12 protein-coding genes and 1 pseudogene are annotated in these 13,988 nt (G+C 52.0%); 7 read left to right on the forward strand and 6 right to left on the reverse strand.

The window, feature by feature from the left end; translation table 11 throughout:
• Positions 1-131: 131 nt before the first annotated feature.
• The 3 genes from PSUM_RS27305 to PSUM_RS32495 all read right to left on the reverse strand — a co-directional run bounded on the left by PSUM_RS27305 (position 132) and on the right by PSUM_RS32495 (position 3,888).
• Positions 132-599: an SEL1-like repeat protein gene (locus PSUM_RS27305; RefSeq protein ID WP_083349457.1), complete on the reverse strand. Its 468-nt coding sequence runs from the start codon at positions 597-599 to the stop codon at positions 132-134.
• A 200-nt stretch (positions 600-799) separates the two neighbouring features.
• The gene (locus tag PSUM_RS27310; RefSeq protein WP_197677863.1) at positions 800-3,574 is read right to left on the reverse strand and encodes a UvrD-helicase domain-containing protein; all 2,775 of its coding nucleotides are present in this window, start codon (positions 3,572-3,574) and stop codon (positions 800-802) included.
• Positions 3,575-3,615: 41 nt separating this feature from the next.
• Positions 3,616-3,888: an antitoxin Xre-like helix-turn-helix domain-containing protein gene (locus PSUM_RS32495; protein WP_331717093.1), complete on the reverse strand. Its 273-nt coding sequence runs from the start codon at positions 3,886-3,888 to the stop codon at positions 3,616-3,618.
• A 137-nt stretch (positions 3,889-4,025) separates the two neighbouring features.
• Between PSUM_RS32495 and PSUM_RS27320 the strand changes: the two genes are divergently transcribed.
• From PSUM_RS27320 to PSUM_RS27340, 4 genes and pseudogenes are all read left to right on the forward strand, one after another.
• Positions 4,026-4,265, forward strand: a complete 240-nt coding sequence (locus PSUM_RS27320) for a type II toxin-antitoxin system PrlF family antitoxin (RefSeq protein ID WP_083349458.1) — start codon at positions 4,026-4,028, stop codon at positions 4,263-4,265.
• A 748-nt stretch (positions 4,266-5,013) separates the two neighbouring features.
• Positions 5,014-5,223: a hypothetical protein gene (locus tag PSUM_RS27330; protein ID WP_083349460.1), complete on the forward strand. Its 210-nt coding sequence runs from the start codon at positions 5,014-5,016 to the stop codon at positions 5,221-5,223.
• Positions 5,224-5,318: 95 nt separating this feature from the next.
• Positions 5,319-5,657 carry a DUF7693 family protein gene (locus tag PSUM_RS32500; RefSeq protein ID WP_083350175.1) on the forward strand — a complete coding sequence of 113 codons (339 nt, stop codon included), beginning with the start codon at positions 5,319-5,321 and terminating at the stop codon, positions 5,655-5,657.
• 70 nt (positions 5,658-5,727) lie between these two features.
• Positions 5,728-5,953 (forward strand): annotated as a pseudogene (locus tag PSUM_RS27340) (AbrB/MazE/SpoVT family DNA-binding domain-containing protein).
• A 134-nt stretch (positions 5,954-6,087) separates the two neighbouring features.
• Here PSUM_RS27340 and PSUM_RS27345 read toward each other — a convergent pair.
• The gene (locus PSUM_RS27345) at positions 6,088-6,315 is read right to left on the reverse strand and encodes an AbrB/MazE/SpoVT family DNA-binding domain-containing protein (RefSeq protein WP_083349461.1); all 228 of its coding nucleotides are present in this window, start codon (positions 6,313-6,315) and stop codon (positions 6,088-6,090) included.
• Positions 6,316-6,344: 29 nt separating this feature from the next.
• Between PSUM_RS27345 and PSUM_RS27350 the strand changes: the two genes are divergently transcribed.
• The 3 genes from PSUM_RS27350 (at position 6,345) to PSUM_RS27360 (ending at position 10,636) form a co-directional block, all read left to right on the forward strand.
• The gene (locus PSUM_RS27350) at positions 6,345-6,737 is read left to right on the forward strand and encodes an AbrB/MazE/SpoVT family DNA-binding domain-containing protein (protein WP_141195521.1); all 393 of its coding nucleotides are present in this window, start codon (positions 6,345-6,347) and stop codon (positions 6,735-6,737) included.
• 256 nt (positions 6,738-6,993) lie between these two features.
• Positions 6,994-7,830: an AbiJ-NTD4 domain-containing protein gene (locus PSUM_RS27355; RefSeq protein WP_083349463.1), complete on the forward strand. Its 837-nt coding sequence runs from the start codon at positions 6,994-6,996 to the stop codon at positions 7,828-7,830.
• Positions 7,831-8,401: 571 nt separating this feature from the next.
• Complete coding sequence (locus tag PSUM_RS27360; RefSeq protein ID WP_083349464.1) at positions 8,402-10,636, forward strand: nSTAND3 domain-containing NTPase; 2,235 nt, start codon at positions 8,402-8,404, stop codon at positions 10,634-10,636.
• Positions 10,637-11,378: 742 nt separating this feature from the next.
• Here PSUM_RS27360 and PSUM_RS27370 read toward each other — a convergent pair.
• Positions 11,379-12,485 (reverse strand): AbrB family transcriptional regulator, encoded by a 1,107-nt coding sequence (locus tag PSUM_RS27370; RefSeq protein ID WP_083349466.1) that lies wholly within the window; start codon positions 12,483-12,485, stop codon positions 11,379-11,381.
• Between the two features lie 43 nt (positions 12,486-12,528).
• Positions 12,529-13,971 carry an NADP-dependent succinate-semialdehyde dehydrogenase gene (gene gabD, locus PSUM_RS27375; RefSeq protein ID WP_046819625.1) on the reverse strand — a complete coding sequence of 481 codons (1,443 nt, stop codon included), beginning with the start codon at positions 13,969-13,971 and terminating at the stop codon, positions 12,529-12,531.
• Positions 13,972-13,988 lie beyond the last annotated feature (17 nt).

The raw sequence follows: 13,988 nt of genomic DNA on the forward strand, positions 1-13,988 counted from the left end.
AATCGACAGCTGTCTAACCGTCAGGGCAACACGTTTCCTGACACCGTAGCTTGAGGCGATGGTGTCCACTTAAATCTAAGGCATCCCTAGCTGCAGGTTGGGATTATCTTTCTATGCTAATCCAATCCCTGCTAAACATTGTCAAAAATTGACTTTAGATTTTCCAGGGATTGAATCGAAGGCTTGAAACCTTGGGATGCTGCTTTCTTGTGCCAGTGCTTAGCCTGCTTTAGGTTTTCAATGTTATCGCCTGAAAAGTAACTTTTGGAGCTGTCTACCTTTTTAACGAACGAGATCGCAAGATTAAACTGAGAACCGGCGTCTCCATTTTCTGCAGCCATTCTGGTAAAGACCTCGAAATCTCTTCGTACACTATCAGTCAAGTCTGCTTCCGGAACGAAGGACGCGACGTTTGCCAAAAAAAGCTGGCAGGTAAGGTTGCCCTCTAGAGCTCGTTTTCGGATGATTTCGCCAGCTCGCTCTGGGCCAAATCCACGCACCAGCTTCTCTAGGTCTTTTGTATTTTTTATATTTATATTTTCAAGCAAGAGCTCGTTATTTTTCGACGGACTGAGTAGTTTTCTAAAAAAATCTAACATGGTGCACATCACTCCTCTGGACTACGAAACTAAAAGCCACTGTCTATGGTTGGTAGGTGACGTCGTCTATATATCTTGGTTGATCCAAAATACCGAATATATACGTATTGATAACAGGTTCCGTCTACTGACACCTCGTGCAGATACCCTGGTATAGGTGTTGGCAGGCGGGATCGCGGGCCCGGTGAAATCATGCGGCCTCACCACGGCCCACGTGAAGGTATCCTGGCAATACTGTTGCTCGGCTTTTGTTGCCGCTTAGGTTTGTAGCTGCATATCGGATAGCTTGAGCACGAGCGAAACTCGCCAAATGGGCCTTGTCGGATGACCAACACGCCGCGTTTACAGACCGGGCAACGTTCTTCCTGAATGGGCTCGCCACGAATGTCGGTGACTTTAACGGAGCCCTCTTTCACCATTTCATCAAGAAACGGGGAGCTCTTGCCCTTTACTGTGAACATCGCGACAGAACGACGAGCACGGGTAAGAGCTACGTAGAACAACCTTCGCTCTTCACTGTGTTGATAGGTGTCCCCGGCAGGCATGACCAACTGCAGCACCGAGTCATCGCTTTTGACGTTTGGGAATCCCCGGGACACCATCCCTGGAAGGATTACATACTCTGCCTCATCGCCTTTGGAGGTATGGATAGTCTTAAATTTGACTTCGATTCGATCCCCGAAATGGTACTTCCAGCTCTCAGGGACGTATTGTCGATCGTTTTTATACCGCCCCAATACGAACACGGTCACTTTCCCATTTTTACCTGCAGGCACAGCCCCGTCGACTAAACGGCGATAAATCTCAGCTAGGTAATGGTTAATCGCTCCCTGAAGCTCGCTTCTGTCTGGAACTTGGAACGCTTGGATACAAGGATCGATGGCGGGTGTGACTGAAGAAACCCGCTTTTTTAACTGGGCCGGGTTCTTGGATACAAAGCGACTGGACACATCACAGAGTTCTTGAGGGCATCGGAATGTAGTCTCCAGCCGATAAACCTGACCGTGCCCAAACCAATCGCGAAAGCCCGTCATGACTGAAATGTCTGCACCGGCAAAGCGATTGATAGATTGCCAGTCGTCTCCAACAGCGAAGAGATGCCGACCTGGCTCAGCGACTAATGCTCTGCAGAGGCGCGCACGGGCCCTCGAAGCATCTTGGTACTCGTCAGCCATTACCAGGCTGTATGGCGAGGGATGCCCCCTCTCGAGGCTCTCAGCCGCCATGTTGATCATGTCCTCGAAATCAATTCCCATTTCTAAGGACAGTGCCATGTTCCAGCCGTTGATGACCGGAACAGCCAGCTCCAAAAAAGCTTCAAAACGATATCTGAACGCTCCAATCGGCAGATCCCGCAGGCGCTCAAATAGCACATCAACTGTAAGGCTGTTGCTTTTGAAGTGAGTAATGAACGTACGGAGCAGCTTAATTAGGTCAACGTGCTCCATCGGTACCATCCCTTTTGCAGGAATAGGACGATCTGGATTTGGGTCGAGGATGAGGCCGCGAGACGTAAGGACTGTACCCAAATGCTTAAAAATTTCGCCGGTTTGCAATTGATGCGAGGTTGTCTCGACGAGAGTTGTGCCTAGCTTTTCATGCGTCGCTCGTTTCCAATTAACACCCTCTAGGTAATCCTTGAAGTGCTCTGGAGGCTGGCCAGAGGCATCCAATGCGAAATGTTCATGGTAGAGGTTGATGTCGGGGTAGAAAAAGTCGGGGAAATATTGGCGATGCATAACGGTGGCTGTGTCATGCTCGTAAGACCGCTCGTATTGATAATCGATGCCGTTGTAGAAAAGCCAATTAGCGATAATCCGCTCCTCTTGGCTTGCAACATGATCACCGTTCAATGACACCAGACGGCCTTGTCCTTCCTTGTCCCAAGCTTCGAAAGATTGATCCGCACCCGCAGTAGGAACGTCTCGCCCAAGTACCAATCTGAATAGATCCCACCGAGCCCTGAATACATCAGATTGATCCTTAAGATCGTCAACGATGTTCAAGAGCTTCTGGAGGCCCAGTAGGTTTTCTACCGCCCAATCCGGTACATGAGGCTTACGGCCGGTTGCTTCAGCGATGATGGAAAGCCCGAGGGAATGGAAGGTCTTTGCTTCCACTTGTATGTCTTTGATAGCGACACGCGCGAGTGCCTCTGCAACCCGCGCCTGAAGCTCCCCAGCTGCGGCCTTGTTAAAGGCCAGCATAACGATTGAGCTTGGAGATACTAATTTACGGTGCAGGGCATAGACCGCCTTGGCAACCATGGTCGAAGTCTTGCCAGAACCTGCGGAAGCGATGACTTGGACGCGGTTATCAAAGCAGATTACCGCTCGGGATTGCTCATCTGTAAGCGGCTTGCTTTCTACATTGGAGAGGAGATCCTTGCATGCATCAAGCTCATGCAACATATGCCCGTAGTTTCGGTGAGCCCATACCTCTGACCAATTACACATCCAATCGTCAAGATCCTTCTGGACGTCCGGAGCGCGCTCCTGGAGAGAGGACTGGACTTCAGAAGTCTGAAACAATTTAGCTAAAGCTTGGTCGTCGATGCTCAGCATCGGCTTGGCTGCGAGAAGCGCCTGCTGCATCTCGTGCGTCAGCCAGTGGTGTTCAGCGTCGGCTTTGTTTACTGTCTGCACAATGGTGTCCAACCATCTTCGGATGGACGAGTAGCATTCCTCAAAGCATTGTCGTCGGGTAATCAAGAGGAGCCGAGCTAATTCCTGTGCAAGGTTAGGCTCTTTGGAGTTGGGCAACCCATCGACACGAAATTGGCGGCCTTCAAACAGCGTGATATCTGTCCAAAGCACGCCACGATTGACCTCCACCTTGGGGAGGTTGTCGGGCTGTATCTCAACCACCTTGTCGCCAAGCCTTAAGAAAAGCCGATTGTCTTCAGTGTTTAAGCGCCATGGCTCAGATTTTGTCAGCAGCCGCCCCCAAGCAGATGCTCGCCACTCCATTGTCATCCTGATTCCAGAACCTTAAAAATTTCTAGTCTACATCCTGTCTACATTTCAAGCGACGTAAGTGCGCCAAACCGCCCAGTTGTCGCCCTGCGTGCCAACGTTGCGGGTGACATGCAAATAGCCTTGGAGACACTACCTCGCTGCACCTGCAGAAGGCTCGCTATCCGGTCGAGGAACTCAAACGGCAGTCCTTCGTGAACTAGGTCATGAAGCTTGGTACCGGGTAATGGCAGCCCGAAGGTCATCCAAATGCTCTGTGTGATCTGGGGCACTGGATGGTATTCCTTGATCGATGACAGCGCTTTCACCTCCATCTGAAAAACCAAACCCTAGCTGGGCCAACAGACCCAAACCAGCGACATATCCTCTCGCCGCCATGCACAACTTAGCTTCTTTCGAAATCTACACTCGGTGCATGACAAGCGTTTCAAGCGCGGATAATGTCAGCACTATGAACGACTCAAATTCCACCTCATCCGTATCCACGATCCTTTCTCGCAATGAGACGGATGGTACCGCCTCAAAGAATGAACAAGAGCTTTGCGAGTTTCTGACGCTGTTAGAGGGCGACATCCTGAGTACCCCTGGGGAGCTGATCGCCCTCGATTCAACCCTCCTAGTTCGCCTCGATTCTTTGATCGGCGGTATCGAAGTTGACATTAACTCTCCGCTCTCAGCGGATGATGAATGAATGCTCGGCACTGGCGTAATGGACTGCGCCTGCAGTGAGTGATGGAGTGAAAGCTGCCTCAATCAACCGTGCGCTAGGTAACGCTCGGCACACGTCTTCTATGGCGCCCTCTACTGCGTCAGGAACGTTGCAGCCATCATTAAGGAAATGTTCGGCTGATTAGGTGAGCCGGGCCATTGGCCCGAAGAAGTGACCTCTCCACTTACGTCACCCCGCAGCTTAGTTATAGGCATGCGATGATTCGCACACAATGATTGAACACAACCTACCCCTCCCACCTCCCGCGAAGTCTCTGTCCTCACGCAGAGAATCATTGCGCCCTGTCATAAATTGTCTCAGCTCAGTCCCGCATAATGGTTGAAATCATGGAGTCATACCGGTACTCCTAAAGCTCCAGTTTCAGCAGGGAACGCACCATGCATTCAAGATTCAGGGTCATCGAAACAACCAGAATGGATGATGGCATCAAGCAGTATCGGGTTGTGGATCTCGTCGAGGGAGGCTCTGCTAGCAAGCACGGTGTGTTCAAGTCCAGGATGGAGGCGGAGGCTGTTTGTTCGCTCCTGAATTCCGAGCATCCTCGTCAGAGCGGTGTAGGGCGTACGTCCCTGAGTCTTTGAACCACTCGTCTCGGCACGCCGATTACAGATGACTATTTCGGTTTGGTGAATACCTCAGTGCAGACATAGGCTGCCCGGTCTTTAACACCTCCTCCTGCTACGCTTCTCTTTTTCACGGAGGAATCGCGATGGCCAACGAAGACTTGCTCCCATCCCTGCTGTTCAAGATCAATCAGAACCAGCTAGCCCTCGAAGCCGCGATCATGGAGCTGACGCTTTGGGTCGAGCAGCACGGCTCGAGTGAGATTGGAGGCAATGTGCGCAGTGCGCTAGCAACGGTAACCAAGAATGAAGAGTTCATCAATATGACGTTGGCGGTGCTTATGACGCCAGAGTGAGTAGGTCTGGAGTTAGGTTGGCTAGCCGGGCTTCGATAGCCCGATGGAGAGACCTTCTCATTGATGTCACATCACAGATTAGATATCGGCAAGCGATGGCTCGGACGCAGAATGTCTTTAACACAACCTCTCCTCTCACCGCCCGCGAGGTCTGCCAGGTACTGACGGACGTCGCGCTCGGCAAACGCATCATGATGAGAAGCTCCATCCAGTCATGGGGGGAGATCTATCACGGGCTAATGAGCGTTGAGATTGATGGATGGCTACTCACACTCTTCAATGACTGTGACACCCTGGATTACTGCGAGTACTGCAGATCACCAGATGGTCGAGTCGGGACACTCGAACTCTGGCAGCGCGCCGGAAACGATCCTGTCGAATTATTGAGTACCTGGGAGCGTGAGCAGCTCGAACGTTTACTCGCTGCGCTCTGAGCCTGCACGCGAAAAGCACGTTACCATTGCTGACTTAAAGCAATGGAGACCGCACGCGAGAAAGCCACCTATGAAAATCATCATCGAAGAATGGGATGGTGACGGTGCGATTCGAACTCCCGATAAGGCGTTACAGGAGCTGGAGCTTGATGTTGCGACTCGCTGTATTTGATCGAGGAATTTGTCGGCAGCACGCGCGCTCTAGCCCCAAAAAAAAGCAGCAAATCGCGGATCGAATAGACGAGCTCACTGAAGCCTGGAGTAGCGGACAGCCTGGCAACGCTGAAGTGAAATAAAGCAGTCACTCAACGAGCCGGGCCTTAGGCCCGAAAACGCGATAGCAACAACCCATCTCAGAATCCGCCTTGGAATGAAGCGCGAGACAAACAGTAGCAAGCCTTTCTCCCACTGAAACACTATCGACGAGCAATTACTCCTTCAGTGCAAAAACTGGATTCATGTCATCAATGCTCACGATGACCTTCGGCTTGCGAATCATGCCCTTCAATCGCTCAACGGAGTAACTCACAGCCACGATGGCGAAGTGACCATTTTCGAGGACGAATTCGATTTCATCCCCTGGTCGCAGGCCAAGAGCAGCCCGTACCTGAACAGGGATGGTGATTTTGCTTTTAGCGTTCACAGTGACAGTCGCCATGATGGATACCTACGTGGTCACGTACTTACATGAACGCCGAGCTGTGCGGTAGGCCACATAACGTCAAGACATGGGGACGAGCCGGGCTTTGGCCCGAAGGAGCGGCAACCAAAGGAGCTTCTTTCGAAATCCACACTTGGCGCATGACAAGCGCTTCAAGCGCGGATAATGTCAGCAGCATGAACGACTCAAATCCTGCTTCATCCGTATCCACGATCCTTTCTCGCAGTGAGACGGATGGCACAGACGCTTCAAAAAATGACCAGGAGCTTTGCGAGTTTCTGACGCTGTTAGAGGACGACATCCTGGGTAACCCTGGGAAGATGATCGCCCTCGATTCAACTCTCCAGGTTCGCCTCGATGCATTGATCGGGGGTATCGATGTTGATATCAACTTTCCGCTGTCAGGGGATGATGAATGAGCACTCAGTACTGGCGCAATGACTATTGCCGCTGACCGAAAACTGACCCAGTAAAGGCTGTTCTGCCGACGGAAAACTGACCTAGGTGTTCAACTGCTTCTACTCACTTTTCGAGCAGGAGAACACAGGGTGATCAGCATGGAAATGTTGGGAAAAATCCGGCGGATGTATTTCCGCGACAAGCTCTCTTGCACATTGCTAGCCATGCTCCCGCTCAGGCAAGATCCGAATGGTAGATTGCATAGGGAGAAACGCAATGCGGGAACCTTTTTCCAAGCGCCACGGGTACGCCGGTACTCAAGAAGCCGAAATTACCGTCCGAGAAGATGCTCCAGAGGAGTTGAGAGCCTACTTAACCCAGCTCTGCTACGAGTGCGGGTTGGGCCCTAAAGCCCTTCGAGAAATTGTGTGCCAAGCCTTGAGGAAGCAACCCGATCGCAACAACTGGACTGAGTACCCCAATGTTGCCAATGAAGTAGAAGACCTGCTCCTCGTATGCAAATGGTACAAAGTGTACGACATCATCGAGCGCGTCCTGGACAACCTTGCTAACCATAACTATCGCTCCGAGAACTACGACCATTTCCAGAACGAGCTCAACGAATACTTCGTGGAAAACGGGATTGGTTGGAAACTGGCCGACGGTCAGCTGGAGATGCGTGGGCCAGAGTCGTTCGAGACCGTTCTCAGCAGTGCTCGAAAAACCGCCGAGGCGTTTGGCCATCCGACTGCTGCGAATGAACTTCATCAAGCGATTTCTGACCTGTCACGTCGACCCGACCCAGATCCCACGGGAGCAATTCAGCACGCAATTGCGACGCTAGAGTGTGTGGCGAGAAAAATCACAGGCGATGAGAAAGCCAACCTGGGCGATATTCTCAAGAAACACACATCATTGATTCCGCAGCCGCTTGACCAGGCAGTGTCGAGAGCGTGGGGGTATGCCTCAGAGCACGGCAGACATCTACGTGAGGGCCGGGTGCCGTCGTTCGAAGAGGCCGAGCTTTTGGTCGGCCTTTCCGCGGCTGTCAGCAACTACATCATCAAAAAAGCTCAGTCTAGCTCGATTGACGACGCGAATACTTTGTTCTAAGCCGAGTTTAACGCTCGATATCGCAGTATTAGTCACGCCTCATCTTCTGTAGCTCACAGGATGTGGCGTGAACCTCGCACAAGTTCCGACTCAACCAATCATGCCAAGTCTCAATTTGGCTACAAGGCCCCTGATATCCTCTACTGATCACCACTGGTTTAGTCGAAATGAGGCTCATAACCGGCGATGCCTGATTGTCGCTGCGAAGTGACCGGCACACCGGCATCTCGGAGGTTCATGGTGCGATAGTGGACGTCGAAATGAATCGGGCACTCACGTTATCCAATAAAGCGAGCTTCATTCGATCATCAGGATGCCAGCGCTGACGATCTACTGATCTGCTTTTCAGCACTCCAGAGCCCTGCAGCGCCTAACTATAACTGGGCGGCATAGCCCACCGCTTCCCTTGAATTATCCATTGACGCAAGGCGCGGATTCCGATGAGTACATATGTACTCGAACGCTCTGTGGCTCATTTTGGTTGCGTACCGACCGCTTGACCCGATTGGGCCTAGCTCACCCGAAACGGCAGAATGGTATCTTACCCTCCTATCACGGAGTGGGTGCCTGAGTGAACGACTACGACTTTTCACGTCTCAACGATAAAGAATTTGAGGTGCTGTGCACTGACCTGATCGGCGCCGCCGAAGGCGTTCGCTTTGAGCGTTTCAAGCCTGGTCGGGATGGTGGCGTTGATGGGCGATACTTCAGCCCAGACGGTGGTGAGTGGATTCTGCAGGCCAAGCACTGGGCCTCTACCCCCTTCCCTCAGCTTGTCTCCCACCTCCGGAAATTTGAAGCTGCGAAGGTCGCTGCTCTAAGGCCAGAGCGCTACATCCTGGTGGTATCAAATTCGCTATCGAGGTTGAACAAGCAGGCGCTGGTAGAGGCTCTCAATGCTTCATGTCCCGTAGTCGTCTACGACAAGGAAGACCTGAACGACCTGCTTGCCCAGCATAGCGGGGTTGAGCAAAGGCACTTCAAACTCTGGATCAGCAGCGCTAATGTACTTGTCCACTTGCTCAACAATGCCATCATGGGGCGCAGCGATGCGATGATGAGCGAGATCGTTGAAAAGTCAAAAATCTTCGTCCAGACGGGTTGTTTCAAGGAGGCTGTAGATAAGCTGTGTGACCTGGGAACGGTCATTATTACCGGCCAAGCAGGAATTGGTAAAACCACACTTGCCGAGCAGCTTATCTTGTTCTACGCCAAAAATGGTTTCGAGTTCCTTTCCATCAGCCATAACTTACATGAGGCTGAGCAAGCTTATGTGCCTGACAGGCCCCAGCTCTTCTATTTCGACGATTTCTTAGGACAAAACTACCTTGAGGCTTTGACTGGCAATGAAGGTAGCCAGATCGTTCACTTCATCAAAAGGATCAATCGAGACCGGGTGACTAAGAAGTTCGTACTGACGTCTCGATCTACGATCCTAAACCAGGGCCGGATCCTGAACGATGCTTTTGAGAATGGCAACGTCGACCGGAACGAAATGGAGATCAAGCTTCAATCTCTTTCAAACCTCGAAAAAGCCCACATCCTGTACAACCATATATGGCATTCTGGCCTGAGACCTGAGTATGTAGAGTCATTCTACGTAGGGAAGCGTTACCATAAGGTTATTCGCCACCGGAACTTCAACCCCCGAATCATACAATTCATCACTGATCCGCAACGTTTGGCGGATGTCTCTGCTGAAGGGTATTGGGGGCATATTACTGACCTCTTGGATAACCCAACAAAAATCTGGCAACACCCCTACGATATACAACTGGATGATTTCGGTCGATTCCTAGTTCTTCTGGTGGCATTTAACGGGGATAACATCCTTGAGCAGGATCTGGCTAAGGCCTACGCTGCGGCTCTACGCATGCCTGAGCATGCCAACTTTAAAGGTATGCGGGAATTCACAGTAGCAACCCGACACCTCTCAAACTCACTGCTAACTCGCGTGATGCTGGGCGACAAGCGTTACTATAAATTATTCAACCCATCGGTTGGGGATTTCCTGTTACATCGGTACGCGAAAGATTCGTTGCTGCTTGAAACGTTGTTTAAGTGCTTACGTAGCCTTAGTACCATCAAAATGCTTCAAGACATGACGAGAAACGAAATCGTCTCTGCCGAGACGACGATGGGTTTATTCAGATCACTTTTCAAGCATGAAGAGAGTCTGGGCTTTGAGGGCAGCCCGCCGGAATATCTCGCGAAACTTTACATAAATACCCAGAGAGGTCTAAGCGAAACCGAATTAAATCAGCGCCTAAAAGATGTCACCAAAGTTATCCTGAGCAATCCCATCACAAGGAATTACGAGTACTGCCTAGTGACCCTTGCAGATGCGGTGAACGAAGAAATTGTCACGCCGGCCTCTGTTGGGAGTTTTGTGCTGGACATAATCAATTTCGGTATTAACGAGAAAGACCTGCCGGCCCTGGGCGATTTGATAGGTTTGCTTGAAATGAATGACGTTCACGAAGCAACGAAACCATTCACAAGGCTGACTCATCAATTTATGAGTGATTCCCTGGACGAGATGTTTGAAGAAAGCATTGTGTTCAGCGATGGAGAGGACTTGGATGCGGCCAACAAAATTCTTCTAGCCATGATTGATGAAAAGTTCACGAGCTGGCAGGTCTCCGCCACCAGTGCAATGATCGATGAGATTGTTGACGCGTATGACATTCCCTACCGCATGAAAAATTACTTCCGGGAAGAAGACGCGAATTACGTGTCGCCCCGAGCCGACCAGAGCAGTCTGGAAACCCTGGACATCGATGATCTGTTTAGTAGGGAGCAGTAGGCACGCGGGGGGCGTTACCCGCCATGTGGGGTGTTCGTTGGTAAGGCTTTCGAGTAGGTGTGAAAGGTTGTACGGGATGATTGGTGAACCGAGTGCCTGAGCCGGGCCCATTGGCCCGAAGGAGCGACCTCTCCACTTACGTCGCACCACAGCTTAGCTATGAGCATGTGATAGTTCGCACACACAATGATTTGAACACAACCTCCCCCCCCACCTCCCGCGAAGTCTCTGTCCTCACGCAGAGAATGATTGCGCCCTGTCATAAATTGTCTCAGCTCAGCCCTGCATAATGGTTGAAATCATGGAGTCATACGGGTACTCCTAAAGCACCAGTTTTCAGCAGGGAACGCAGCATGCATTCGAGATTCAGGGTCATCGAAACAACCAAAATGGATGATGGCATCAAGCAATATCGGGTTGTGGATCTCGTCGAGGGAGGCTCCGCTAGCAAGCACGGTGTGTTCAAGTCCAGGGTCGAGGCAGAGGCTGTTTGTTCGCTCCTGAATGGCGAGCATCCACGTCAGCATGGTGTAAGTCGTGCGTCCCTGAGTCTTTGAACCACTCGTTTCATCACGCCTAGTAAGGATGACTAGGAGATAGCCTAGCCGGGCGATATTCAAAGAACAGGGGCAAGTATGAAGACATCCGATGGAGCATTTCCTGATGCACCAATTGGCGCCGGGCTTCGACAGCCTCGGCTAAGTAGCCCGTTTTCTTAGATTGAGCAGCCCGATACGCTCGCTCATCTTCCTCGCCCAAGCCACCGTCGATAGATAGGCTCAGCGAGAAACAGAACAAGTAGTATCCTCAGCGTTTGCATTGCCGTCACCAACGGCACAGCTAAATGCAGCGTTTCAGCCGTCAGGCTCATTTCCGCGATACCACCTGGCATCATCCCCAACGTAAGCGATCTGATGTCACCGTCGATAAACCAACCTATTCCAGCAGCCGCCACCGAAGCGGTTATGACCATCGCACAGGTCGAGATAAAGCTCCGAGCAAGAAACGCAGGGGCATAGCGGAAGAATGACCGCTCGAAGAAACACCCCAAGCTGCTTCCAATCAAGAGTTGGCCCAATTGGCTGGCTCCGAACGGTAAACCTACGTGCAAATCAAACCAGATACTCGCCCCAGCCGTGATCAACAACGGCCCGAATAACCACGGGTTGGGTTGGCGAAAGTGCTGCAGTAGCCAAGCCGCAACTCCACCTATGACAAATACGATGCCTAACCAATACCAGTCGACTGGCAAGGAGGTGTGCTCAAGATCCGAATTACTGACAAGCAGTTTAAACACCGCTGGCACAGTCAGAACCACCATCACGACTCGGAGTGTCTGAGCCGCCGCAACATGACTCAATTTCGCCCCGTTACGCTGGCCCAGATTGACCATTTCAGCAGATCCACCAGCCATAGATGAGAAGAATGCCGTTGCCTTATCTTCCCCGCCTTTGCGCATGAACCAAACACCCACACCACTCACCGCTGTCGTAATCAGCGCTCCAACCAAAATGGGAAAAATGTTGAGGACAATCTGCTCCAGCACATAAGCATTGAAGTGGAGACCAATCCCGATGCCAACGATCCATTGACCTGTTTTACGGCCACCTGGCAATGGTTGAAGGTTCAGAGGAGTGAAGCATTGAGCCAACAAAACCATAACCAATGAGCCAATCATCCAAGGCAAAGGCCAATGGGCATAAGTTGCGAGTACGCCTCCAACGCAGCCTAGTAAAAGGGTGCATAGAAATCTGCTCCACTGTGGCTTCGTCCCGCTCAAGGGAATCTCCTGGTTATTATTGAAATTCGCTAGCTCATGAAAAGGGCTCAGCGGTAAGCGCGAATCCATGCGCCCACCATCCCGAAAGCCATCTGCCTCTAATATCCCGCCGTCAAATACTCAGACAGAGGTATTTGATTTCCAGATAATCTTCGATGCCGTATTTGGAGCCTTCACGACCCAGGCCCGAAGATTTAATGCCTCCGAACGGTGCGACTTCGTTGGAGATCAGACCGGTGTTGACGCCGACCATGCCGTATTCCAAAGCTTCAGCCACGCGGAACACACGGCCCAGGTCACGAGCGTAGAAGTACGAGGCCAGACCGAATTCGGTGTCGTTGGACATCTCGATCACTTCGGCTTCATCTTTGAAGCGGAACAGCGGAGCCAGTGGGCCGAAGGTTTCTTCCTTGGCCACGGCGGCGTTGTTCGGCACGTTGGTCAGGATGGTCGGCTCGAAGAAGTTGCCTTTCATCGGCTTGCCGCCGGCCAGCACGGTCGCGCCTTTGCTCACGGCGTCGGCGATGTGTTCTTGCACCTTGGCCACGGCTTTTTCGTCAATCAGCGGGCCTGTGGTGGTGCCTTCCTCCAGACCATTGCCGATCTTCAGGTTGGCGACGGCTACTTTCAGTTTTTCGGCGAATGTGTCGTAAACACCATCCTGAATGTACAGACGATTGGCGCAGACGCAGGTTTGACCATTGTTGCGATATTTGGAAATGATCGCGCCTTCGACAGCCTTATCCAAATCAGCGTCATCGAACACAATGAAGGGTGCGTTGCCGCCCAGTTCCAAGGACACTTTCTTGATGTCTTTGGCGCATTCGGCCATCAGTTGCCGACCGATTTCGGTCGAACCGGTGAAGGACAGTTTGCGCACGGTCGGGTTGTTGGTCAGCTCGCTGCCGATGTCGCCGGCGCTACCAGTCACAACACTGAACACACCAGCCGGGATGCCCGCACGCTGGGCCAGTTCAGCCAAGGCCAGTGCTGAGAAAGGAGTTTGCGAAGCAGGCTTGAGAACCATGGTGCAACCGGCAGCCAAGGCCGGGCCGGCTTTACGGGTGATCATTGCGGCAGGGAAGTTCCACGGGGTGATGGCAGCGGTCACGCCGATTGGCTGCTTGATTACAATCAGTCGCTTGTCTGGTAGGTGGCCTGGAATCACGTCACCGTAGACACGCTTGGCTTCTTCGGCGAACCACTCGATGAAGGATGCGGCGTAAACGATTTCGCCTTTGGCTTCGGCCAGCGGCTTGCCTTGCTCGAGGGTCATCAGTCGAGCCAGGTCTTCCTGGTTCTCGATCATCAGTTCAAACCAGCGGCGCAGCTTGCCCGCACGCTCTTTGGCGGTTAGTGCACGCCAGGCCGGCAACGCTTTGTCAGCCGCCTGGATGGCACGCCGAGTTTCAGCGGCGCCCATTTTTGGAACGGTGCCCAACACATCAGCATTGGCGGGATTACTCACATTGATGGTTTGCCCGTTATCGGCATCCAGCCACTCACCGTTGATGAAGGCTTGCTGGCGGAACAGCATCGTATCTTTGAGTTGCATGGAAAAATCCTGTGCTC

The sequence above is a fragment of the Pseudomonas umsongensis genome, from assembly GCF_002236105.1.
GTDB lineage: Bacteria > Pseudomonadota > Gammaproteobacteria > Pseudomonadales > Pseudomonadaceae > Aquipseudomonas > Aquipseudomonas umsongensis.

Bases quoted from the DNA above. Each gene is read 5' to 3' on its own strand.
- PSUM_RS27370 (WP_083349466.1), bottom strand. From the start codon at position 12,485: ATGGATTCGCGCTTACCGCTGAGCCCTTTTCATGAGCTAGCGAATTTC.
- PSUM_RS27330 (WP_083349460.1), top strand. From the start codon at position 5,014: ATGGCCAACGAAGACTTGCTCCCATCCCTGCTGTTCAAGATCAATCAG.
- PSUM_RS27305 (WP_083349457.1), bottom strand. From the start codon at position 599: ATGTTAGATTTTTTTAGAAAACTACTCAGTCCGTCGAAAAATAACGAG.
- PSUM_RS27310 (WP_197677863.1), bottom strand. From the start codon at position 3,574: ATGACAATGGAGTGGCGAGCATCTGCTTGGGGGCGGCTGCTGACAAAA.
- PSUM_RS27345 (WP_083349461.1), bottom strand. From the start codon at position 6,315: ATGGCGACTGTCACTGTGAACGCTAAAAGCAAAATCACCATCCCTGTT.
- PSUM_RS32495 (WP_331717093.1), bottom strand. From the start codon at position 3,888: ATGGAGGTGAAAGCGCTGTCATCGATCAAGGAATACCATCCAGTGCCC.
- PSUM_RS32500 (WP_083350175.1), top strand. From the start codon at position 5,319: ATGGCTCGGACGCAGAATGTCTTTAACACAACCTCTCCTCTCACCGCC.
- gabD (WP_046819625.1), bottom strand. From the start codon at position 13,971: ATGCAACTCAAAGATACGATGCTGTTCCGCCAGCAAGCCTTCATCAAC.
- PSUM_RS27320 (WP_083349458.1), top strand. From the start codon at position 4,026: ATGAACGACTCAAATTCCACCTCATCCGTATCCACGATCCTTTCTCGC.
- PSUM_RS27355 (WP_083349463.1), top strand. From the start codon at position 6,994: ATGCGGGAACCTTTTTCCAAGCGCCACGGGTACGCCGGTACTCAAGAA.
- PSUM_RS27350 (WP_141195521.1), top strand. From the start codon at position 6,345: ATGAACGCCGAGCTGTGCGGTAGGCCACATAACGTCAAGACATGGGGA.